Source organism: Phenylobacterium sp., assembly GCF_025934275.1.
In the GTDB taxonomy this organism is placed as follows: domain Bacteria; phylum Pseudomonadota; class Alphaproteobacteria; order Caulobacterales; family Caulobacteraceae; genus Phenylobacterium.
The window spans coordinates 16,589-36,993 of record NZ_JAICYI010000013.1; the positions used below are offsets into that span (position 1 = coordinate 16,589).

Sequence of the window (20,405 nt, forward strand, 5' to 3'; positions counted from 1 at the left end):
ATGTCCGTCGATCTCGAAACCCGGCCCACCGTCACGATCAAGGCGCCGGCTGCGCCCGCCCGCTCCGAAGAGGTGCTGACGCCGGAGGCGCTGGCGTTCCTGGCCGAGCTGCACCGCCGGTTCAACGACCGGCGCTTGGAGCTGCTGGCCCTGCGCGAGGAGCGGCAGACGCGCTACGACGCCGGCGCCTCGCCCGACTTCCTCCCCGAGACCCGGGCCGTGCGCGAGGGCGACTGGAAGGTGGCGCCCATCCCCGCCGACCTCATGGACCGGCGCGTGGAGATCACCGGCCCGGTCGACCGCAAGATGATCATCAACGCCCTGAACTCCGGCGCCAAGGTGTTCATGGCCGACTTCGAGGACGCCACCTCGCCGACCTGGACCAACCTGGTCGAGGGCCAGGTCAACCTGAAGGACCGCTGGGTCGGCCGGCTCGGGTTCACCGACCCCGCCAGCGGCAAGAGCTATGCGCTGAAGGACGAGGTCGCCACCCTGATCATCCGCCCGCGCGGCTGGCATCTCCCGGAGGCCCACGCGCTCGTCGACGGCGAGGAGATGTCCGGCTCGCTGTTCGACTTCGGGCTCTATTTCTTCCACAACGCCAAGGCGACCCTCGCCGCCGGCACGGGCCCCTACTTCTACCTGCCGAAGATGGAGAGCCATCTCGAAGCCCGGCTTTGGAACGACGTCTTCGTCTATGCTCAGGACGCGCTCGGCGTCCCGAACGGGACGATCAAGGTCACGGTGCTGATCGAGACCCTGCCCGCCGCCTTCGAAATGGACGAGATCCTCTACGAACTGCGCGACCACATGGCGGGGCTGAACTGCGGCCGCTGGGACTACATCTTCTCGTTCATCAAGCGGCTGAAGACCCACGCCGATGCGCTGACGCCGGACCGCGGGGTGATGGGCATGGGCTCGGCGTTCCTGGCCGCCTACTCCCTGAAGCTGATCCAGACCTGCCACCGGCGCGGCGCGTTCGCGATGGGCGGCATGGCGGCGCAGATCCCGGTGAAAGGAGATCCGGCCGCCAACGAGGCCGCCTTCGCCAAGGTCCGCGCCGACAAGGAACGCGAGGCCGGCAACGGCCACGACGGCACCTGGGTCGCCCACCCCGACCTCGTCCCCGTCGCCATGGAGGTGTTCGACCGGCTGATGCCTGCGCCCAACCAGCTCGGCAAGCTCAGGGAGGACGTCAACATCACCCGCGACGACCTGCTGCGGGTGCACGAGGGCCAGCGGACCGAGGCCGGCCTGCGCGAAAACATCCGGGTCGGGGTCCAGTACATCGAGGCCTGGCTGCGCGGCCGAGGAGCAGTGCCGCTCTACAACCTGATGGAGGACGCTGCGACCGCCGAGATCAGCCGTGCCCAGATCTGGCAGTGGATCCGCCACAAGGCGCGACTCGCCGATGGCCGGGAGGTGACCCCGGAGATGTTCCGTCAGCTCCTCGAGGAGGAGATGGCGGCGCTTCGCCAGGCGCTGCCCGCCGAAGCCTTCTCCGGCGGACGCTTCGCGGAGGCGGTGAAGATCTTCACCGACATGAGCCTTTCGGACGCCTTCGAGGAGTTCCTGACGCTCCCCGCCTACCGGGCGCTGGACTAGCTACTTGCGCGTCCAGCCGCCCCCGGCGGGCTTGTAGTACTCGCCGGGGCGCAGCTTCGCCTGGATCACCGTGTTGTAGGCCGAGGCGCCGGCAGCTTCGGGGCTGACCCCGTTCTTGGCGGCGGCCTCGCGGTAGACCTGCGCCCGGCCGGCGTTGATCTCACTCACGGCCGCCTTCAGCGCCGGGTCGGCCGCGCCGGTCACGAAACCCAGGAAGCCGTCGGCCTGCTCGCCGACGATGCCGGCGGCCTTGGCGGCGTCGACGCGCGCCTTGGCGTCGCTCTGGGCGACAGCGGCCGCGCCGGCCAGCACCACGGCCGATCCGGCGATGAGTCCAAGAACGTCTCTGGCTTGCATGTCGCGGCCCTCTAGAACAGATCCGGGTTCTTCTGGATCAGGGCCTTGACGTCCTGATCGAGCTGCAGCCGGACATTGGCGTCCAGCTTGGCGTAGATCGTAATGGGATCGACCTTCACGTGCACGGTGGGCGCGCACGCGCTCGCGGCCACGGAGATGGCGAGCCACGCCGCCGCCGCGGCAATCGATGGAAGACGTCTCATCATGCGGTCGCTCCCAAGTGAAACCAGCACAGCGCATCATCGCTGAACCGGGCCTGAACCCTTCAGCCGCTCGAAATCGGCGTAGTCCTTCAAGAGGTCGTCCAGATTGAGCGTGGTGTCGAGGGTGAGGTCGACGCCGGTGCCCGACGGCAGGGGCAACTGCTTGCCCAGGAACTTCCGCCGGATCAGGTCCCACCAGGAGAGCGTGATCTCCTGGTGCTTCGGTGGGTCGTGGTAGCCCACGACGTGGAAGAGCACGCTCAGGCGGCCGTTCGGCAGGGTGTTCACCTGGGCGTCCAGCTTGCTGAACGCGAGGTTCTCCATCGCCTGATAGGCGAAATCGGTGAAGGTGTCGGTGTTCGCGACCGGCGTCGCGGCGCCCGCCGGCGGCTTGATCGAGCCCTGGGCCGTCACCGAAGTGAGCGCGGCGCGCCGGATGGAGAGTCGTCCGGGCGCGACGGCGTGCAGGTTGCCCCCGGCGATATGGACCGTTCCGCCCTGGAACGCGAAGGGGATCCGGCCGGACACCTTCGCGTCGAGGTCGACGCGGTCGCCGAACGGCGAGGCCTCCACCAGGTCGTGCAGCTGGACGCCGTCGACATCGAGGGCGCCGCGGATCGGCTGGTTGGGCTCGAGCGGCACTGCGAGGTCGCCGATGCGGAGCTTGCCGCCGCCGGCGTCGGCTTCGGCGCGGGCGACCACCACCGCCTTCTCCTGAACCGCGAACGATGCGCTGACATCGGTGAGCGGCAGGGCCGCGGCCACCTTGGCCGCCTTCAGCACCTGGCCAGGAGGGGCGATGAGCGGATTGAGGCTGGTGAACCGGATCGCGCCCGCCAGGTCCGTGACTGCCCCCGCCGGGCTCTTGAAGTCGATCCCCTGGAGCCTCAGCTCACCACCGCTGGTCTGGGCCGCCGGACTCCAGCGGAAGGCGCCCAAGAAATCGGCCTGGCCGTCGACGGCCGTTCCGAACGATTGAGCCAAGGGCGAAAGGTCCGTCGGCTGCAGCCCGCCCGGCCGGAAGCTCAAGGTCCCGGTCCCGACCTGGACCTGCCCTTCGCCGGTGCGCCCTTCGTGGCGAAGCTTCGCGTGGGCGATTTCGGGGCCCTTCGGCAGGCGGAAGGCGAGATCGCCGGTCCACAGATCCCGCGCAGCCGCCACCTCGCCGCTCATGATGAGCGGCCGGAAGCGCGTCGACTTGGCCGCATCGCGCACCCGCGCTTCGGTGATTGAGAGCTTTGCCGACAGCGCGCCGCCGGTGTCGGTGAGGCGAACCTGCGCCGCAGCATCCGAAACGTCGGCCTGCAGGAACGGAACCACGGCGGCGACCTGTTCCGCTCGGCCGTCGAGGCTGAAGCCGCCCTGACCAACCTGCACCAGGGGCGCGCCCGCCGGGCAGAAGCGGCCGGAGATCTTCTCGGCGTAGTTAGTCCCGAGATCGAATCGGGCGGCCTTCAGATCGGCGCAGCGACTGGCCAGGAACTGCGCCCCGCCGTTTGCGATGCGCAGCGCGCCCGATGCGTCATAGACTCCGTCCTGGACGGGCCCGATCGAGAGCGCGGCCCTGATATCGCCGACCGCGACCGCCGCGCCCTCGGCGACGGTAAACCGGCGCACGGCGGCGGCGATCCTGGGCAGACCGCCGCCGTCCGAGGCGAGCCGCCAGCCCGCCCCCGCCGGCGTGAGCCGGATCTCGCCGCCCGCCTTGGGCAGGAGCCGCGCCGGACCCTTGAGGCCCATGTGCGGGCCTGATGCGTCGACGGCGAACTGCACGCCGTGCGCCGAGGCCCGGAACGACCGCAGGCCCCGCTTGAGGGCCGCGATCTCCTTGCTGTCACCCTTGGCCGGAGGGCCGAGCCCGCCCCAGCCGCCGCGGGCCTCCGCGTCGCCGGCGAGATCGACCGTGGTTGCGCGGCCCGCGGAGAACCTGCCCGCGAAGGTCCCCGCCACGGTCGCGAGCCGCAGGTCAGAGGCGGTGAGCTGGCGGAGATCGCCGGCGAGCCTGAGGTCGCCCGCGATCTGGTCGGAGCGGGCGCGCCGCCAGCGCCAGGCCGAGGTCGCATCGAGCCGCAGCGGGCCCGCAGAGGCGCTTGCCGTCCGAACTTCGCCCGCCGTCAGGCGCGCGGCAGCCTGTCCGGCGGAAGCCTGGGCGCGCCCCAGGTCCGGATAGTCGCCAGAAAGGTCGAGCGTGAGTTCGCCGGCTCGCAGCACCGCTCCCTTGAGGCTCGCCTGGATGATCGGCGCGCGAAGGTTGGCTGTCATCTGGCCGCCGCTCGTCCGGGCGTGGAGCGCCACGGTTCCGAGGTCCGCGTGCAGGCCCGCGGTCGCCAGCCGCATCGGCGCGCTCGATGCGTCCAGCCGCACCAGCTTGGCGTTGGCGATGAGCGCGTCGACAGTTGCGCGGATCAGCCCGTAGTCCGTCGCAAGGGCGAGCCGGCCCTGGTCGACCTCCACGCGCGGGCTGGTGGCGGCGGCCCGGGGCGGCTGCTTGCGGAACTCTTCGATCAGAGGATCGAGCGCGCCGGCGCTGAGCCGGCCCGCTTGAAAGCGCGCCGCGAGCACCGGGCGGACAAGGCGGATGGCGGTCACCCGCACGCCGCCGCCGGTGATCAGGCCGGCCAGGGAATAATCCACCTCGACGCGATCCACCGTCAGGTCCGGAGCGCTGGGCGAGCCAATGCGGACGCGACCCACCAGGCGGCCTGGCCCAACTTCGGAGAAGGAGCTCTCCGAGGCGATGCCCTTGGATTTCAGCCAACCGGTCACGGCCTCGCGCGCGATCTGCCGCCGCGCCCCGTAGAGCGTCGCCAACAGCACCAGCACGCCCAGGCCGAGGGCCAGGGCGGCGAACGCCAGGATGCGCCAAGGCCGGGCGCGGGCCGGATCGGAAGCGGCTTCGGTCACTCTTTTCGCCTAGGACGCGACGTACCCCAGGACCAGGGAATGTCGCCGAAACCGTGGCCGCGCCGTCTAGCCCGCGGCGCCGACCGCCGGCAGGCTCGCCAGCGCCACCCCGCCGTCGACCGGGATCGTGGCCCCGCAGACATAGTCGCCGGCGCGCGAGGCCAGGTAGATGGCCGCGCAGGCCATGTCTTCGTCGCGGCCGATGCGGCCCTGCGGCACCGCCTTGGCGACCATGTCGGCGTGGTCGCGGGCCGCGCGGTTCATGTTCGAGGCGAAGGCGCCCGGCGCAATGCAGGTGACCAGGATGTCGTCGTGCACCAGCGTCGCGGCGAGCCGCCGGGTCAGGTAGATCAGGCCCGACTTCGAGGCGTGGTAGGAATAGGTCTCCAGCGGATTGAGGTAGATCCCGTCGATCGAGGCGATGTTGATCACTTTCGCCGGCCGATCGGCGCTCGCCGCGGTCTTCAGCATCCCGTGCAACGCCTGGGTCAAAAAGAAGGGCGACTTGATGTTCAGGTTCATCACCTTGTCCCAGCCGCTCTCGGGGAACTCATCGAAAGCTGCGCCCCAGGCCGCGCCGGCATTGTTGACCAGGATGTCGAGCCTCTCCTCCTTGGCCTTGAGCGCCGAGGCGAGCGCCTGCACACCGTCGAGCGTCGAGATGTCCTGCGGGAGGGAGACGCAGGCCGGGCCGAGCTCCTTCGCCGTCGCGTCGCAGTCGGCCGCCTTGCGCGAGGAGATGTAGACCTTCGCACAGCCCGCCTCCACGAAGCCTCTGGCGATCATCTTGCCGATGCCGCGCGAGCCGCCGGTCACCAGAGCGACCCGCCCCTCGAGCGAGAACATGTCGAGCGCCGCCATCGGCCCCTCCCCTTGCTGCGTTCAGGGCGACTTCTTAGCCCATCGCGACGGCTTGGCCACGCGCCAAAGGCCCGCCCCACAATTGACTCGCCGAGGCCAGACGAGCCCTATAACGAGCGTTTGAATTTCGGGCCGCCCAGCCTCGGGCGCGCGGCCAGCACCCTGACATTCGAGGACCCCTCCCATGGCCGAGATCAATTCGGTGACCACCCTCGAGACGGACGGCGACGTCGCCGTCATCACGCTCAATTCGCCGCCGGTGAACGCCCTGTCGGCCAATGTCCGCGACGGGCTCTACGAAGGCTTCAAGGCTGCGATCGCCTCCGACGCCAAGGCCATCGTGCTGATCTGCGAGGGCCGCACCTTCATCGCCGGGGCCGACATCACCGAGTTCGGCGGCGCGCAGCGCGGCGCAAGCCTGTTCGACGTCCAGAACATGATGGAGAACTCGCCCAAGCCGGTGGTTGCGGCCATCCATGGCACCGCGCTCGGCGGCGGGCTGGAGGTGGCGCTCTGCGCCCACTACCGCGTCGCCGTGCCTTCGGCCCGGCTCGGCCTGCCTGAGGTGAACCTGGGCCTTCTGCCGGGCGCGGGCGGCACCCAGCGCCTGCCCCGGATCGCCGGCGTCGAGAAGGCGCTGGAGATGATGACCTCTGGCCGCCACGCGCCGGCCAAGGAAGCGCTGGAGATGGGACTGGTCGACGAGATCGTGCCCGAAGGGCAGCTGAAGGAGGGCGCCGTCGCCTTCGCCCGCAAGGCGGTCGCTGAAAACAAACCGCTGGTGAAGGTGCGCGAGAACAACGCCAAGCTGGAGGCCGCGAACGGCCACCCGGAGATCTTCGCCGACTTCCGCAAGGCCAATGCGCGCCGGTTCCGCGGCTTCCTCGCGCCCGAGTACAACATCCGCTGCGTCGAGGCGGCGGTGAACGCGCCCACCTTCGAGGAAGGGCTGGCGACCGAGCGCAAGCTGTTCGCCGAGCTGATCAGCGGACCGCAGTCGGCGGCTCAGCGGTACTACTTCTTCGCCGAGCGCCAGGCCCAGAAGATCCCGGACGTGCCGGACGACACGCCCACGCGGCCGATCAAGAAGGTGGGCGTCCTCGGCGCCGGCACCATGGGCGGCGGCATATCCATGAACTTCGCCAATGTCGGCATCCCGGTGACCATCGTGGAGGTGAAGCAGGAGGCGCTCGAGCGTGGGCTTTCGACCATGCGGAAGAACTACGAGCGTTCCCGCGGCGCCAGGCCGGAAGAGACCGAGAAGCGCATGGGCCTGATCAGCGGCTCGCTGGACATGAACGCCTTCGCCGACTGCGACCTTGTCATAGAGGCGGTGTTCGAGCGGATGGACATCAAGAAGGACGTCTTCCAGAAGCTTGACGCGATCTGCAAGCCGGGCGCGATCCTGGCCACCAACACCTCGGGCCTGAACATCGACGAGATCGCTTCGGTGACGAGACGACCGCAGGACGTCATCGGCCTGCACTTCTTCTCGCCGGCCAATGTCATGAAGCTCTTGGAGATCGTCCGCGCCGACAAGACGGCCAAGGACGTTATCGCCACCTCGATGAAGCTCGCCAAGCAGATCGGCAAGGTGGCCGTGCTGGTGGGCGTCTGCCCGGGTTTCGTCGGCAACCGCATCCTCGCGCAGCGTCAGCGCGAGGCGCAGAAGCTGGTGCTGGAAGGCGCAATGCCCTGGGACGTCGACCGCGTGCTCTATGATTTCGGCTTCCCCATGGGGCCGTTCGCCATGAGCGACCTGGCCGGCCTCGACATCGGCTGGGTGAAGGAGAAGTCGAACGGCGCCACCATCCGCGACGTGCTCTGCGAGATGGATCGCCGCGGCCAGAAGACCAGAGCCGGCTACTACGACTACGACGAGAACCGCACCGCCAAGCCGAGCCCGGTCACCGAGAAGATCATCAACGACTTCATCGTGAAGTCCGGCCGCAACCCGCGGAAAATCTCCGACGAGGAGATCCTCGATCGCTGCATCTATCCGATGATCAACGAGGGCGCGAAGATCCTCGAGGAAGGCAAGGCGATCCGCTCGTCCGACATCGATGTCGTATGGGTGAACGGCTACGGCTGGCCGGTCTATCGGGGCGGCCCGATGTACTACGGCGACCAGTTCGGGCCGGACAAGGTGCTGGCCAGGATGCAGGAGTTCCAATCGAAGATGGGCGAGGACTTCAAGCCGGCCGCCCTGCTCGAGCGCCTGGTCGCGGAGGGCAAGAAGTTCTCCGACTTCAAGCAGCAACAGCGTCAGCCGGAACCGGCCTGATCCGCGTCCCGCCACAGGAGGCATCTCGATGCGTGAAGCTGTCATCGTCGCCGCCAAGCGGACGCCCATCGGCAAGGCCTATCGCGGCGCCTTCAACAACACTTACGGCGCGACGCTCGGCGCGGCGCCGATCGCCGCCGTGGTCGAGCAGGCCGGCGTCGATCCCGGCGAGATCGACGACGTCGCCATGGGCTGCGCCCTCGAGCAGGGCACGACCGGCAACAACATCGCCCGCCAGGCTGCGCTGCGCGCGGGCCTGCCCGACACCGTCGCCGGCATGACCATGGACCGGCAGTGCTCCTCCGGCCTGATGGCGGTGGCGACGGCGGCCAAGTACATCATCCACGACGGCGCCCCGATCGCGATCGGCGGCGGGCTGGAATCGATCTCCCTCGTGCAGAACGACAAGATGAACCGCTTCATGGCGGGGGATCCGTGGCTGCGCGAGCACGTGCCCGAGCTGCAGACCTCGATGATCGAGACGGCCGAGATCGTCGCTGAGCGCTACGGCGTGTCGCGTGAGCGCCAGGACGAGTACGCCCTGCAGTCGCAGCAGCGCACCGCCCAGGCGCAGGCCGATGGCCGCTTCGACCAGGAGATCGTTCCGGTCAGCACGGTGATGAAAGTGGTGGTCAATCGGGAGACCGGTGAGACCCAGGACAAGGAGATCACCATCAAGGCCGACGAGGGCAACCGGCCGCAGACCACGCTGGACGACCTCAAGAAGCTGCAGCCGGTGTTCAAGGGCGGCCGCTACGTGCAGGAGGGCAAGTTCATCACGGCAGGCAACGCCTCGCAGCTCTCCGACGGCGCCGCGGCGGTGCTGATGATGGAGTCCAAGGAGGCCGAGCGGCGGGGGCTCGAGCCGCTCGGCGCCTACCGGGGCCTGGCGGTGGCCGGCTGCGGGCCGGAGGAGATGGGCATCGGCCCGGTGTTCGCGATCCCGAAGCTCCTTGAGCGCAACGGCCTCAAGATGGAGGACATCGATCTGTGGGAGCTGAACGAGGCGTTCGCGAGCCAGCTCCTCTACTGTCGCGACAAGCTCGGCATTCCCAACGAGAAGCTGAACGTCTCCGGCGGGTCGATCTCCATCGGCCACCCCTACGGCATGACCGGAGCCCGCTGCACGGCGCACCTGATGTACGAGGGCAAGCGCCGAGGGGCGAAATACGGGGTCGTCACCATGTGCGTCGGCGGCGGCATGGGCGCAGCCGGACTGTTTGAGATCTACTAGGCCGCGCATCTGCGAAGCGATCCGAGGTCGCCCGAACGGGCGGGCCGCTTCGTTTGCAAATACAATCAAGTCGGTTGCCGCGCGCGCGATTTAGTAAATCTTCGGTAAATCTCGATCCCGTGAAGTCTTCCGCCAAGCTTTCGCCGAATTTCTACTGCTCGGTGGGCGGCGAGGGACGCCATCGATCCGGCGCGCGCGAGGCCGGCGCGGCGCACGAGGCGTGTCACATGGACCATCTGCAGCCCTTCATCGCCTTCCGTCGCGAGCGCGAGCTGGAGCCTGCGACCGACCGGGCTGCCGACTGGGAGGTCCGCGAGCTGAACCACCGGATAGCCAACAGCCTGCAGCTCGCCATTGACGTGCTGGGGCTCCAGCGTGTGCGCGCAGCCGAATCCGAAACCCACGCGGCCCTCGACGAGGCGATGGCGCGCCTGGCCGCCGTCGGTCAGCTGCACCGGTTCCTGAGCCTCAGTGACCCACAGGCGTTCGTGGACCTCGCCGACTTCCTGCGCGACCTCTGCCCGGTGATCGGCGCTGCGGTCGGCCTCGCCTGCGAGCTCGAGGCTGACCCAGTGCGGCTGCCGGCCCAGGCGGCGCAGCAGATCGGCCTGTTGGTGAACGAGTGCGCGATCAACGCCAGGAAGCACGCCTATGGCGCCGACGGCGGCCGCCTGCGGATCGAGAGCCGGGCGGCCGGCGGAGTGGTGAGCCTGGTGGTGGCGGACGACGGACGCGGCCTGGGCTGCCACCCCGATGCGTCGCGCCAGGGCCTTGGCATGAGCATCATCGATGCCATCCTCCGGCAGTTGGGCGGACGGATGAGCGCCGGGACGCTCGGCGGCGCCCGGTTCACCTTCCAGATCCCCATCGCTCCGGCCACCGCCTCGATCGAGCGGTCCTTCGCGAGCTGGAACGACGGCTGACGTCTCAGGCGAAGTCCCGGCTGAGCTCGGCGCGCGTGGCGGGCGAGATCCCCGCCAGATGGCTATAGTGCTCGTGGTCGCAGCCCACGAGGATGGTCGTCGCCGGATCGCGGAAACGGGCGAGGTGCTGCGCCTCCAGCGGGAATCGGACGAAATGGACGGAGGAGGCCTTGCCGTCCTCGCGTGTGCGCTCCACGTCACCTTCGGGGACGCCGCGGATCCGGTCGTCGCCCACCTGCAGGAAGAAGCGGTCCTCGACGCCGCCGAGCCTGGCGAGCGTCGCCGCCCGCCGAACGGGATCGTCGATCTCGAACATGATCGTGGCCACCAGCTCCGAGCCGTTGGGGATCAGCGGGTTGTAGGCGGCCAGCTCGTCCGGCACCTGTTCGTCCCCGCCCTTCTCGATCAGCAGCATCTCCTGGATCTGGAAGAGCATCGTCTCGTAGCACTCGAAATGAACCGTGCAGATCGGCCCGAGCTCGATGCGGCGGAGTCGCTTGAGGGGCAGCAGCGCCGCGCGGCGCTCGCGCCTGACCTTGGCGAACTCCGCGTCTGTCAGCAGGTCCTGCGGGATGATCTCTCGTGCGTCTCTCGGCATGGGGTCCTCTAGAGGCCGTAGGCTTCGGCCATGATCTCGATCGGGTGCGCCTGGCGGGGCGGGCTCCTGCCGTCCGCAAGCTCGGTCTCCAGGAGTTGGCCCAGATGCTTGCAGGCGAGCGGGCAGTCAGAGCAGAGGGTCTCCGCGCCCTTCTGCGCGATCGCGCGGGCCGCCGGCTTGCCGACCTTGACCGCCACCGGGAAGGTCTCCTGCATCACGCCGAAGGTGCCGCCGTGGCCGGAGCAGCGCTCGACCAGCTCGACGGCGGTGTCCGGGATCAGCCGCAGCATCTCGGCCGATTTCGCGCCCATGTTCTGGGCCCGCGCATGGCAGGCGTGATGGATGGTGACGCCGCCTGCGACGGCGCTAAGGCCCGCCGTGAGGCCGAACGCCCGGTTCAGTTCGACGACATACTCGCTTACGTCCCGCGTCGCCCGCGACAGCGCCATGACGGCCGGGCTCTCCGGCGCCATCAGCGGCCATTCGAACTTCATCATCAGCCCGCAGCTGGCCGTCAGCGCCACGATCTCGAACCCCTGATCGACGTAAGGCGCGAAGGCCCTGGCCACACGCTCGGCGCGCGCCGCCACGTCGCCCACATTGCCCGCCTCCAGCTCCGGCATGCCGCAGCACTCCGGATAGACCAGTTCGACTTCGCAGCCCTGGTGAGCCAGCACCTTGGCGGCGGCCACGGCGGTGTCGGGCTTGTTGTAGTCGACGTAGCACGTCGCATAGACCGCGACCTTGCGCTGGCCGTAGGCGGGGCCTTGCGGGTTCGGCGGGATGGCGCGTTTCAGCCGGTCCTCGGCGGTTTTGGAATGGTAGCGCGGCAGCTCGGCCTCGGCGTCGATCTTGGCGATCGCCTCCAGGAGCTTGCGAAGCGGGGTGTTCTTGCGCGCGCTCGCCCAGTTGGCGACCGGCGCCACCGGTTTTGCGAGCCGGCCGTTGCGATCCGTGCGGCCCAGCTGCTCACGCACGAATTCGCGCTCGCCGGCCCGGCGCCTAGCGGCGCGGTACCTCAGGATAAGGTGCGGGATGTCGATGTCGAACGGGTGCGGCGGCACATAGGGGCACTTGGTCAGGAAGCACATGTCGCAAAGCGTGCAGGCTTCCTCGACGTGGGCGTGCTCCTTGGGGCCGATCCCGTCGATCTCGCCGGTCGGGCCCTCGTCGATGGCGTCGAACAGGCGCGGGAAGGTGTCGCACAGGTTGAAGCAGCGGCGGCAGGTGTGACAGACGTCGAACTGGCGCTGCAGCTCGGCATGGACCTTCTCCAGGTCGTAGTAGTCGTCGTCGCGCCAGGCGATCGGCCGCCGAAACGGCGCTTCCAGGCTGCCCTCCCGCCGCGGGTCCTTGCCGTCTTCACTCACGCATCACCGCCAACTCCCGACGTCGTCCCGGACGCCGCCAGCGGCTATCCGGGATGACAGATCGGGATTAGTCCAGCTGGTCGAGCGCGCGCTGGAAGCGGCCGGCGTGGGACTTCTCGGCCTTGGCCAGCGTCTCGAACCAGTCGGCGATCTCGTCGAAACCTTCGTCGCGGGCGGTGCGCGCCATGCCGGGGTACATGTCGGTGTACTCGTGGGTCTCGCCGGCGATGGCGGCCTTCAGGTTCAGCGAGGTGCCGCCGATCGGCAGGCCGGTCGCGGGATCGCCGACCGCCTCCAGGAACTCGAGGTGGCCATGGGCGTGGCCGGTCTCGCCTTCCGCCGTCGAGCGGAACACGGCGGCGACGTCGTTGTAGCCTTCGACGTCGGCTTTCTGGGCGAAATAGAGATAGCGGCGGTTCGCCTGGCTCTCGCCGGCGAACGCCGCCTTGAGGTTGTCCACCGTCTTGCTGCTGGCGAGGCTCATCGTCGTCTCCTGTGCTCATCCGGCCCGCGCGGCGCGCAGGCCTGGAGGAACTGGACTAGGCTTCCGGGACGCATAGAGCCAATCGTTTATTTCGATATCTGTGATAGAATTACTCTATTCGGTCCGGCGGCCGCCCTGGGGAACCGCCGGCGGCCGGGCGCGCTTCCTCGGGCGAAGAGCTCAGGGAGACCAAGATGGCCGGCAAGGACAAGATCCAGGGCGAAGGCAATTACGACGCGGCGCGCAAGTTCGACGCCGAGGAGCGCGAATTCGTGGAGAAGGGCGGCTACGAGAAGAAAGCCAAGGACGCCGAGGACGCCCTCGACGGCCCGGAAGGCGAGGAGCTGGAGCGCGCCCGCAAGGAGACCGCCGAGCGGGGCCGCGGCATGCAGGGCGACCGCTAGGCGTCGATCTCCCGGAATGATCGGCCCCTGGTCTCGCGCGCGATCAGCGTCGCGATGAAAGTGATCGCGCAGGCCGCCGCGACATAGGCCGAAATGGCGGTCGTCGAGCCGGTCGCCTTGAGCAGGCCGATGGAGATGATCGGGGCGAGCGAACCGCCGATCACCGCCGGCAGCTGATAGGAGAGGGACGCGCCCGAGTAGCGCACACGGGTCGGGAAGAGCTCGGCGATGAAGGCGCCCTGCGGGCCGTTCATGGCGGAATGAATGGTGACCCCCGCCACGACGGCGAAGGCGATGATCGCGGGCGCGCCCGTCCTGACCAGCGGGAAGAAGGCGAACAGCCAGAGCGCCACGCCCGCCGCCCCGAAGGCATAGACCGGCCGCCGGCCGATGCGGTCTGAAAGGATCGACCACAGGGGCATGCTGATAGCCCCGGCGACCCCGCCGGCAAGGACTGCATCAAGCGCCACCGTGCGCGGCAGCTTCAGGACCTCGGTGACATAGGTGATCGCGAAGGCGGTCATCACGTAATAGGAGATGTTCTCCGCGAGCTTGAGCGCCGAGCCGAGCGCCATGCCCGCCGGGCGCGTCCGCAGCGCCTCCAGCACGGGCGCGCGGTGGACGCCGCCTTCCGATCGCGCCTGATCGAACACCGGACTTTCGGCGATCGAGAAGCGAACCCAGAGTCCCACGCCGATCAGCACGATCGAGACCAGGAACGGCACCCGCCAACCCCAGGCCAGGAAGTCGTGGTCGCTCTGGACGGCCGCCAGCACCGCCAGGATCGCGGTCGCGAGCAGGTTGCCGAGCGCCCCGCCGGCCTGCACCAGGCCGCACCAGAAGCCGCGCCGCGGCGCATCGGCGTATTCCGCCGCCATCAGGACCGCTCCCGCCCATTCGCCGCCCAGCCCAAAGCCCTGCAGCAGCCGAAGGAGGGTGAGCAGGACCGGCGCCGCCACGCCCACCGTGGCGAAGGTCGGCAGGAGCCCGATCGCGAACGTCGCCCCGCCCATCAGGAACAGCGACAGCATCAGCAGGCGCTTGCGCCCGATCCGGTCGCCGAAGTGGCCGAACACCACCGCACCGAGGGGCCTCGCCAGGAAGCCGATCGCATAGGTCGCGAAGGACGCCATGGCCCCGGTGAGCGGATCGGCCCCGGGGAAGAACAGCTTGCCGAACACCAGGGCCGCGGCCGTGGCGTAGAGCAGGAAGTCGTACCACTCGATGGTGGTGCCTATCGCGGCCCCGAACACCGCCCTGCGGCGGGCGCCGATGGAGATCGGCCTCTCCGGGGCCTCTGCCGCCATTCCGACGGCGGCGCTGGTCATGCGGTCTCCGCGTCGATCTCGGCGAAGCTCCGGCCCTTGGTCTCGCGCGCCATCAGCGCCGCGACCACGCTGATCGCGCAAGCCACGAACACGTAGATCGCGATCGGCGTCGCCGACTTGGTCGCCTTGAACAGCGCCAGCGCGATGATCGGGGCGAGCGAGCCCGCGAAGATCGAGGTGAACTGATAGGCGAACGACGCGCCGGAGTAGCGGAAGCGGGTCGGGAACAGCTCGGCGATGAACGCCGCCTGCGGTCCGTACATCGCCCCGTGGAACACCAGCCCCACGATCACCGCGGCCAGCACCATGGGGGTCGCCCCGGTGTCCAGCATCCGGAAGAAGGCGAACGCCCAGAGCGCCTGGCCGGCGGCGCCGATCGCATAGACGGGACGCCGGCCGATCCGATCGGACAGCCAGGAGAAGAACGGCATCGCGAAGCACTCGACGGCGGCGCCCGCCAGCAGGGCGTTCAGCGCCAAGGCTTTCGAGAAGTGGCTGACTTCGGTGAGGTAGGTGATCGAGAAGGCGGTCAGCACGTAGTAGCAGACGTTCTCGCCGACCCGCAGGCCCGCGCCGATGGCGATGCCGCCGGGTCGCCTGCGAAACGCCTCCAGGAGCGGGGCGCGCGGAAGCGAGTCCTCTTTCTTGGCCAACGCCTGAAAGACCGGCGTCTCCTCCAGCGAGACCCGCACCCACCAGCCGATCGCGACCAGCACCACCGAGAGCAGGAAGGGCACCCGCCAGCCCCAGGCCGCGAACTGGGCGTCGGTCTGCGTCGCCGCCATGATCGCCAGGATGCCCGCGGCCAGCAGGTTGCCGGCCGGCACGCCGACTTGCGGCCAGCCCGCCCAGGTCCCGCGGTCCTTCGCGGTCCCATACTCCGCCGCCATCAGCACCGCCCCGCCCCATTCGCCGCCCACGGCGAAGCCCTGGATCAGCCGGAGCAGGGTCAAGGCGATCGGGGCGGCGGCGCCGATCGCGGCATAGGTCGGCAAGAGGCCGATGGCCGCCGTCGAGGCGCCCATCAGCACCAGGCTGATCATCAGCAGGCGCTTGCGCCCGATCCGGTCGCCGAAATGGCCGAAGACGATCCCGCCCAGCGGCCGGGCGGCGAAACCCAGCGCATAGGTGGCGAACGAGGCCATGGTCGCGGTCAGCGGATCAGCCTTCGGGAAGAACAGCTTGCCGAACACCAGGGCCGCGGCCGTCCCGTAGAGGAAAAAATCATACCATTCGATCGTGGTGCCGATCAGGCTGCCCAGGATCACCTTGCGCAAGGTCGCGGGTGAAGCGGGCGTGGGCGTCGCGCCTGCCGCCGCGGCGCTGGTCGCTGTGTTGGCCAAGAGCATCCTCCCGAACAGCCGGTCTCACGCCGGCTCTGGCCGGTGAGCATGGCCGAGTTCGCCGGGCGGGCGCAACGGCGGCGGATCACCTCTCGCCGCGAGGCGAATTCTTTGCGAAGCTCCAAAGAAAAAACGTCGGGGACGTCCAGGATGAGAGCTCGGGTTTCGGTTGCGGCCGCGCTCTGCGCAGCCATCGCGCTGGCCGGGTGCCAGCGGCCGGTGGACGCGGCCCGCATCGGCGCCGCAGACCCCAACGAGTGGCTGACCTATGGCCGGACCTATGACGAGCAGCGCTTTTCGCCGCTCGCGCAGATCAACCCTCAGACCGTGGGCAAGCTGGGCGTCGCCTGGTGGGCGAGCTTCGACACCAGCCGCGGCCAGGAGGCGACGCCGCTGGAATCCGATGGCGTGCTCTACACCACCACCGCCTGGTCGAAGGTCTTCGCCTTCGACGCGCGCACGGGCAAGCGGCTGTGGGCCTTCGATCCGCAGGTCCCCGGAGAGAAGGGCTTCAACGCCTGCTGCGACGTGGTCAACCGCGGCGTCGCGCTCTGGAAGGGCCGCGTCTACGTGGGCACGATCGACGGACGGCTGATCGCGCTCGACGCGCGCACCGGCCTGGTCCGCTGGACCGTCCAGACCACCGACCCCCGTCAGCCCTACACCATCACCGGCGCGCCGCGCGCCGTGAAGGGCATGATCCTGATCGGCAACGGCGGGGCGGAATACCCGGTCCGCGGCTATCTCTCGGCCTATGACGCCGCCACCGGCGCCCTGAAGTGGCGCTTCCAGATGACCCCCAATCCGACCGGCGCGCCGGATAACGCCGCCTCCGATCCGATCATGCGGACGCTGGCGGCAAAGACCTGGAATGAGGGCGCCTGGAAGAAGAACGGCGGCGGCGCGACGCCGTGGAACGCCATCACCTACGATCCAACGACCGATTTGATCTACACCGGCACGGGAAACGCCGGGCCCTGGAGCGACACCATCCGCACCGGCGGCAAAGGTGACAACCTGTTCGCCGCCTCCATCGTAGCGCTGCACGCCGACACCGGCGCCTACGCCTGGCACTACCAGACCACCCCGCGCGACGCCTGGGACTACGACGCCGTCGAGCAGCTCATGGTGGCGGACGTGCCGGTCGGCGGACAGACGCGTCACGTGCTGATGCAGGCCAACAAGAACGGCTTCTTCTATGTGCTCGACGCGGCGAGCGGGAAGCTGATCTCGGCCGAGAAATTCGTGCCCGTGGACTGGGCGACCAAGATCGACATGCACACCGGACGGCCCGTGGAGGCGCCCGGCGCGCGGTATGCCGGCGACAGCGAGAGCCACCAACGCTCCGGCGCGCTCGGCGGCCACAACTGGCAACCGATGGCCTACAGCCCGAAGCAGTGCCTGGTCTACATCCCGGCCATGGTCAGCCGCGGCTCCTATGCCGACGCGCAGGGCTTCACCTTCGAACAGGGCGCCTGGAACACGGGCATGCGGCGCGCCGCGGGCGGACCTTCCGCCGCCAAGCTTGCTGCGCCGGCGGCTGCGGCCGCGACAACGCGCGAGCCTCCGATGGGCGAGCTGATCGCCTGGGATCCAGCGGCGGCGAAGCCGCGCTGGACGGTCCGCTATCCGCAGTCGTGGACGAGCGGCGTGCTCGCCACCGGCGGCGGGCTGGTCTTCCACGCCGCGGGCCACGAGCTCGCGGCGTACGATGCGGCCAGCGGCAAGCCGCTCTGGACCTACGACACCGGCGCGAATGCGATTGCGCCGGCCATGACCTACGCTCTCGATGGCCAGCAGTACGTCGCGCTGATGGTGGGCTACGGCGGCGCGGGCGGCATGGGCGGCGACCAGCCGCGGCGCAAGGGCCGCCTCCTGGTCTTCAAGCTCGGCGGGACGGTGAAGCCGGCAGCCTATCCGGCCCCCGTGACGCCGCCGCCGCTGGACCTGACCGCCGCCGAGCCGTCGAAGGGCGACGCCGATCACGGCGCGAGGCTCTACGGCCAGTTCTGCGGGACGTGCCACGGCGGCGGCGTCTTCCTGCCCAACCTGCCGCGCTCGCCCGCGATCCTGAGCCAGGCGGGCTTCAGGGCCATCGTGTTCGACGGCGCCAAGAAGGATCAGGGGATGGCGCCGTTCAGCCGGTTCCTGAACGAAGGCGACGTCGAGGACGTCCGCGCCTACCTGCTCTGGAAAGCCCGCACCGATTCCGCCGCCCACGTGGTGGCGAGCGGGCACGCGCAGTAGTCAGCTGCGGAAGTTGCGAAACGTGATCGAGTAGCGGAGCTGCGCTGCGGGCGGGATCGAGTGTTCCCAGTCGGTGCGCGCCGGCCCGGAGAGCAGGTAGGCGGAGCGTGGGGCCAGGGTGATCGCCTTCCGCTCGAAGCCCTGCGGCGTGCGCCGCCGCAGGCGGAACGCGCAGGGCGCGAGCAGCGAGACGCCGACGACCTCGGCGAACACCGGGCGGTCGCGGTGCCAGCCGATCGGGGCGCCCGGCTCGTACTTGTTGATCAGCACCTGCTGCATGTCTTCCGCGCGGTGGCCGGCGAGCGCGGCGGCCCTCGCCCGCACCGCGACGAGCTGCGGCGGCAGGCCCTCGGCCTTCTCGAGGTGGGTGCGGTTGAAGTCGTACTTCCAGCCGAACGAGACCACCTGCCGCCGGCCCTCGTAGCCGCGGAACTGGAAGGGCTCGAAGGGCAGCGTCGCAAGCCAGCCGGCGAGCTCGGCCTCCTCTTCGGGTGAGACGAATTCCGACCGGTAGACCATGCCTTCCGGCAGGTCAGAGAAAAGACTGGGCTGCTGGGCGGCGGCTCTGGCCATGGCCGCATCCTAACGCTGCGGCCCGGCGCCGCGATGCTAGGATTGCCGCCTTGAACCGGGGACGGAAAAAGGCAGGTTAGGACGCATGCAGCTGGAATGCTTCACCACCATGGCCGAGCCGCCGAAGATGATCCCCGGCCGGCCCGAGCGGAAATGGATGGACGGTTTCGCGGGTCGCGCCCCCTATCGCTGCCTGCCGCTCACCATGGCCAACACCACCGGCTGGGAAATCCTCTGCCCGTTCGGCTTCACCGCCGAGTGGAACGGCGGAACGGGCACGAACGCGATCCGCATCCTGCCGGATCCGCCGCTGAAGGAGGCGAGCCACATCGTCATGTCCCACTTCGCCTACGGGACGCTGACCTTCCATACGGGGTATCTCTTCCGCACTCAGCCGGGCTGGGCCGTGCTGGCGGGCGGACCGCCCAATCACGTCAAGCACGGCATCCAGCCGCTGACCGGGCTGGTGGAGACCGACTGGCTGCCCTTCCCCTTCACCATGAACTGGCTGTTCACGGCGCCCGGGCGCATCCGCTTCGAGAAGGACGAACCCTTCTGTTTCATCAATGTGGTGGAGCACAATCGGCTGGAGGGATTCGAGCCGGTCATCCGGACGCTGGAGAGCGAGCCCGAGCTGAAGCGGGAATACGAGACCTGGTCGAGCTCGCGCGCCGAGTTCAACCAGCAGCTGAAGGCGGGCGATCCCGAGGCCCTCAAGCGGTCCTGGCAGAAGTTCTACTTCCGCGGCGAGACGCTCGAAGGCGGCAAGGTCGAAAGCCACGTCAACAAGCGCCGATTGAAGACGCCGGAGAAGGAGTCTTCGAATGTCAATTCCGCCACTCCGCCAGGACCTGGCCGCTCACCGGGTCCTCGAAGCTAACGCGGTCGAACTCGACCGCGACAAGGCAGGCAGGGCGCTGATCGGGCCCCTCGCTGCGGCACCGGATGGGCTGGCGGTCGCCGAAGTCGGCGATCCGGCCCGCGAGCACCAGGCGGAAGCCCTGCACGCGGAGCAAGCCCGGCTCGATCTTCTTGACCACCTCGTAGCCGCGCGCGCCGTGCCGCAGCACGCGCGACTCGCCGGGCGCGAACAAGCGCGCCAGGCCCAACGTCTCGGGAGTGGCCGGCGCAGGGGCCGCCGACGCGGGCGCGCGGATGGCGGGACAGGCGTCCGACGCGATCCAGGGCCGTCTCAGCCAGAACCCCTCGATGGCCTCGATGGGGGCGGGGCCGGCGAGGGCGCGCACCCAGGGCGTCGTGGTCCAGGTCTCGGGACGCGCCTGCAAGCTGAGCGCGCCGCGTTTGGCGTCGACGGTGTAGCCGACGTCGGCCTCAGGCGCTTCCCCCGCGCAGCCGAACGGCAAGCGCGCCTCGAAACGCTCGCCGATCAGGTCGGCGAGCGCCGGCGGGTAGGGCCGTCCCAGCGCATAGGCGTCGGAAGCCGATGCGGCCGCGGAGATCAGCTGCGCGCGCTCGACCGGGCCCAGGGGCGGGACCGGAGCCGCAGCGGCCGGCGGCTGGACAGGGGCCGGCGCGGGGGCGGGCCGCTCCGCCCGTCGGCAGCTCGACAATGCGACGAGAGCGGCCGCCGCGAGCGCGAGCGCGACGGCCGGCCTCGTCGACGTGTGGCGCGGGACCATGCCCAGACGATAGCAGACGCTGCGCGGACGCCCACACCTGCAGCTTG

Annotated in this window: 18 protein-coding genes; 7 read left to right on the forward strand and 11 right to left on the reverse strand. The window is 69.4% G+C overall.

Features of this window, described 5'->3' with window-relative positions; all coding sequences use genetic code 11:
* On the forward strand, positions 1-1,605 hold the full coding sequence (aceB, locus tag Q0W60_RS05095; RefSeq protein ID WP_297693212.1) for a malate synthase A: 1,605 nt from the start codon (positions 1-3) through the stop codon (positions 1,603-1,605).
* Here the strand turns inward: aceB and Q0W60_RS05100 are convergent, their stop codons facing one another.
* The 4 genes from Q0W60_RS05100 to Q0W60_RS05115 all read right to left on the reverse strand — a co-directional run bounded on the left by Q0W60_RS05100 (position 1,606) and on the right by Q0W60_RS05115 (position 5,930).
* Positions 1,606-1,962 carry a YdbL family protein gene (locus tag Q0W60_RS05100; RefSeq protein WP_297693214.1) on the reverse strand — a complete coding sequence of 119 codons (357 nt, stop codon included), beginning with the start codon at positions 1,960-1,962 and terminating at the stop codon, positions 1,606-1,608.
* A gap of 11 nt (positions 1,963-1,973) precedes the next feature.
* On the reverse strand, positions 1,974-2,165 hold the full coding sequence (locus Q0W60_RS05105) for a YnbE family lipoprotein (RefSeq protein ID WP_297693288.1): 192 nt from the start codon (positions 2,163-2,165) through the stop codon (positions 1,974-1,976).
* 36 nt (positions 2,166-2,201) lie between these two features.
* Entirely contained in the window at positions 2,202-5,069 is a 2,868-nt protein-coding gene (locus Q0W60_RS05110; protein ID WP_297693216.1) for a YdbH domain-containing protein, read from the reverse strand.
* Between the two features lie 66 nt (positions 5,070-5,135).
* Positions 5,136-5,930: an SDR family oxidoreductase gene (locus Q0W60_RS05115; protein ID WP_297693218.1), complete on the reverse strand. Its 795-nt coding sequence runs from the start codon at positions 5,928-5,930 to the stop codon at positions 5,136-5,138.
* Positions 5,931-6,114: 184 nt separating this feature from the next.
* Here Q0W60_RS05115 and Q0W60_RS05120 point away from each other — a divergent pair, with 184 nt between their 5' ends.
* From Q0W60_RS05120 to Q0W60_RS05130, 3 genes are all read left to right on the forward strand, one after another.
* Entirely contained in the window at positions 6,115-8,214 is a 2,100-nt protein-coding gene (locus Q0W60_RS05120) for a 3-hydroxyacyl-CoA dehydrogenase NAD-binding domain-containing protein (protein ID WP_297693220.1), read from the forward strand.
* A gap of 28 nt (positions 8,215-8,242) precedes the next feature.
* A complete protein-coding gene (locus Q0W60_RS05125) occupies positions 8,243-9,448 on the forward strand; it encodes an acetyl-CoA C-acyltransferase (protein ID WP_297693222.1) in 1,206 nt (401 codons plus the stop codon).
* Positions 9,449-9,567: 119 nt separating this feature from the next.
* Positions 9,568-10,371, forward strand: coding sequence for a sensor histidine kinase (locus Q0W60_RS05130; RefSeq protein WP_297693223.1), 804 nt, complete (start codon positions 9,568-9,570; stop codon positions 10,369-10,371).
* Between the two features lie 4 nt (positions 10,372-10,375).
* Here Q0W60_RS05130 and Q0W60_RS05135 read toward each other — a convergent pair whose 3' ends face one another.
* From Q0W60_RS05135 to Q0W60_RS05145, 3 genes are all read right to left on the reverse strand, one after another.
* The gene (locus Q0W60_RS05135; RefSeq protein WP_297693225.1) at positions 10,376-10,969 is read right to left on the reverse strand and encodes a DUF3501 family protein; all 594 of its coding nucleotides are present in this window, start codon (positions 10,967-10,969) and stop codon (positions 10,376-10,378) included.
* 8 nt (positions 10,970-10,977) lie between these two features.
* Positions 10,978-12,339, reverse strand: coding sequence for a heterodisulfide reductase-related iron-sulfur binding cluster (locus tag Q0W60_RS05140; RefSeq protein ID WP_297693227.1), 1,362 nt, complete (start codon positions 12,337-12,339; stop codon positions 10,978-10,980).
* Positions 12,340-12,406: 67 nt separating this feature from the next.
* Positions 12,407-12,823: a rubrerythrin family protein gene (locus tag Q0W60_RS05145; RefSeq protein ID WP_297693229.1), complete on the reverse strand. Its 417-nt coding sequence runs from the start codon at positions 12,821-12,823 to the stop codon at positions 12,407-12,409.
* Between the two features lie 194 nt (positions 12,824-13,017).
* Between Q0W60_RS05145 and Q0W60_RS05150 the strand changes: the two genes are divergently transcribed.
* Positions 13,018-13,227: a hypothetical protein gene (locus Q0W60_RS05150; RefSeq protein ID WP_297693231.1), complete on the forward strand. Its 210-nt coding sequence runs from the start codon at positions 13,018-13,020 to the stop codon at positions 13,225-13,227.
* Here the strand turns inward: Q0W60_RS05150 and Q0W60_RS05155 are convergent.
* Together Q0W60_RS05155 and Q0W60_RS05160 are read right to left on the reverse strand one after the other, a co-directional pair.
* Positions 13,224-14,555 carry an MFS transporter gene (locus Q0W60_RS05155; RefSeq protein ID WP_297693233.1) on the reverse strand — a complete coding sequence of 444 codons (1,332 nt, stop codon included), beginning with the start codon at positions 14,553-14,555 and terminating at the stop codon, positions 13,224-13,226. The genes Q0W60_RS05150 and Q0W60_RS05155 overlap by 4 nt on opposite strands.
* Positions 14,552-15,898, reverse strand: a complete 1,347-nt coding sequence (locus Q0W60_RS05160; protein WP_297693235.1) for an MFS transporter — start codon at positions 15,896-15,898, stop codon at positions 14,552-14,554. The genes Q0W60_RS05155 and Q0W60_RS05160 overlap by 4 nt, the downstream gene beginning before the upstream one ends.
* 150 nt (positions 15,899-16,048) lie before the next feature.
* Between Q0W60_RS05160 and Q0W60_RS05165 the strand changes: the two genes are divergently transcribed.
* Complete coding sequence (locus tag Q0W60_RS05165) at positions 16,049-18,145, forward strand: PQQ-dependent dehydrogenase, methanol/ethanol family (protein WP_297693237.1); 2,097 nt, start codon at positions 16,049-16,051, stop codon at positions 18,143-18,145.
* Here Q0W60_RS05165 and Q0W60_RS05170 read toward each other — a convergent pair whose 3' ends face one another.
* On the reverse strand, positions 18,146-18,718 hold the full coding sequence (locus tag Q0W60_RS05170; RefSeq protein ID WP_297693239.1) for an alpha-ketoglutarate-dependent dioxygenase AlkB: 573 nt from the start codon (positions 18,716-18,718) through the stop codon (positions 18,146-18,148).
* A gap of 85 nt (positions 18,719-18,803) precedes the next feature.
* On the opposite strand from Q0W60_RS05170, the gene Q0W60_RS05175 reads away from it, so the two are divergent.
* Positions 18,804-19,598 (forward strand): DUF6065 family protein, encoded by a 795-nt coding sequence (locus tag Q0W60_RS05175; RefSeq protein WP_297693241.1) that lies wholly within the window; start codon positions 18,804-18,806, stop codon positions 19,596-19,598.
* Here Q0W60_RS05175 and Q0W60_RS05180 read toward each other — a convergent pair.
* Complete coding sequence (locus Q0W60_RS05180) at positions 19,546-20,358, reverse strand: hypothetical protein (RefSeq protein WP_297693243.1); 813 nt, start codon at positions 20,356-20,358, stop codon at positions 19,546-19,548. The two genes, Q0W60_RS05175 and Q0W60_RS05180, sit on opposite strands and share 53 nt — an antisense overlap.
* Between the last annotated feature and the right edge of the window lie 47 nt (positions 20,359-20,405).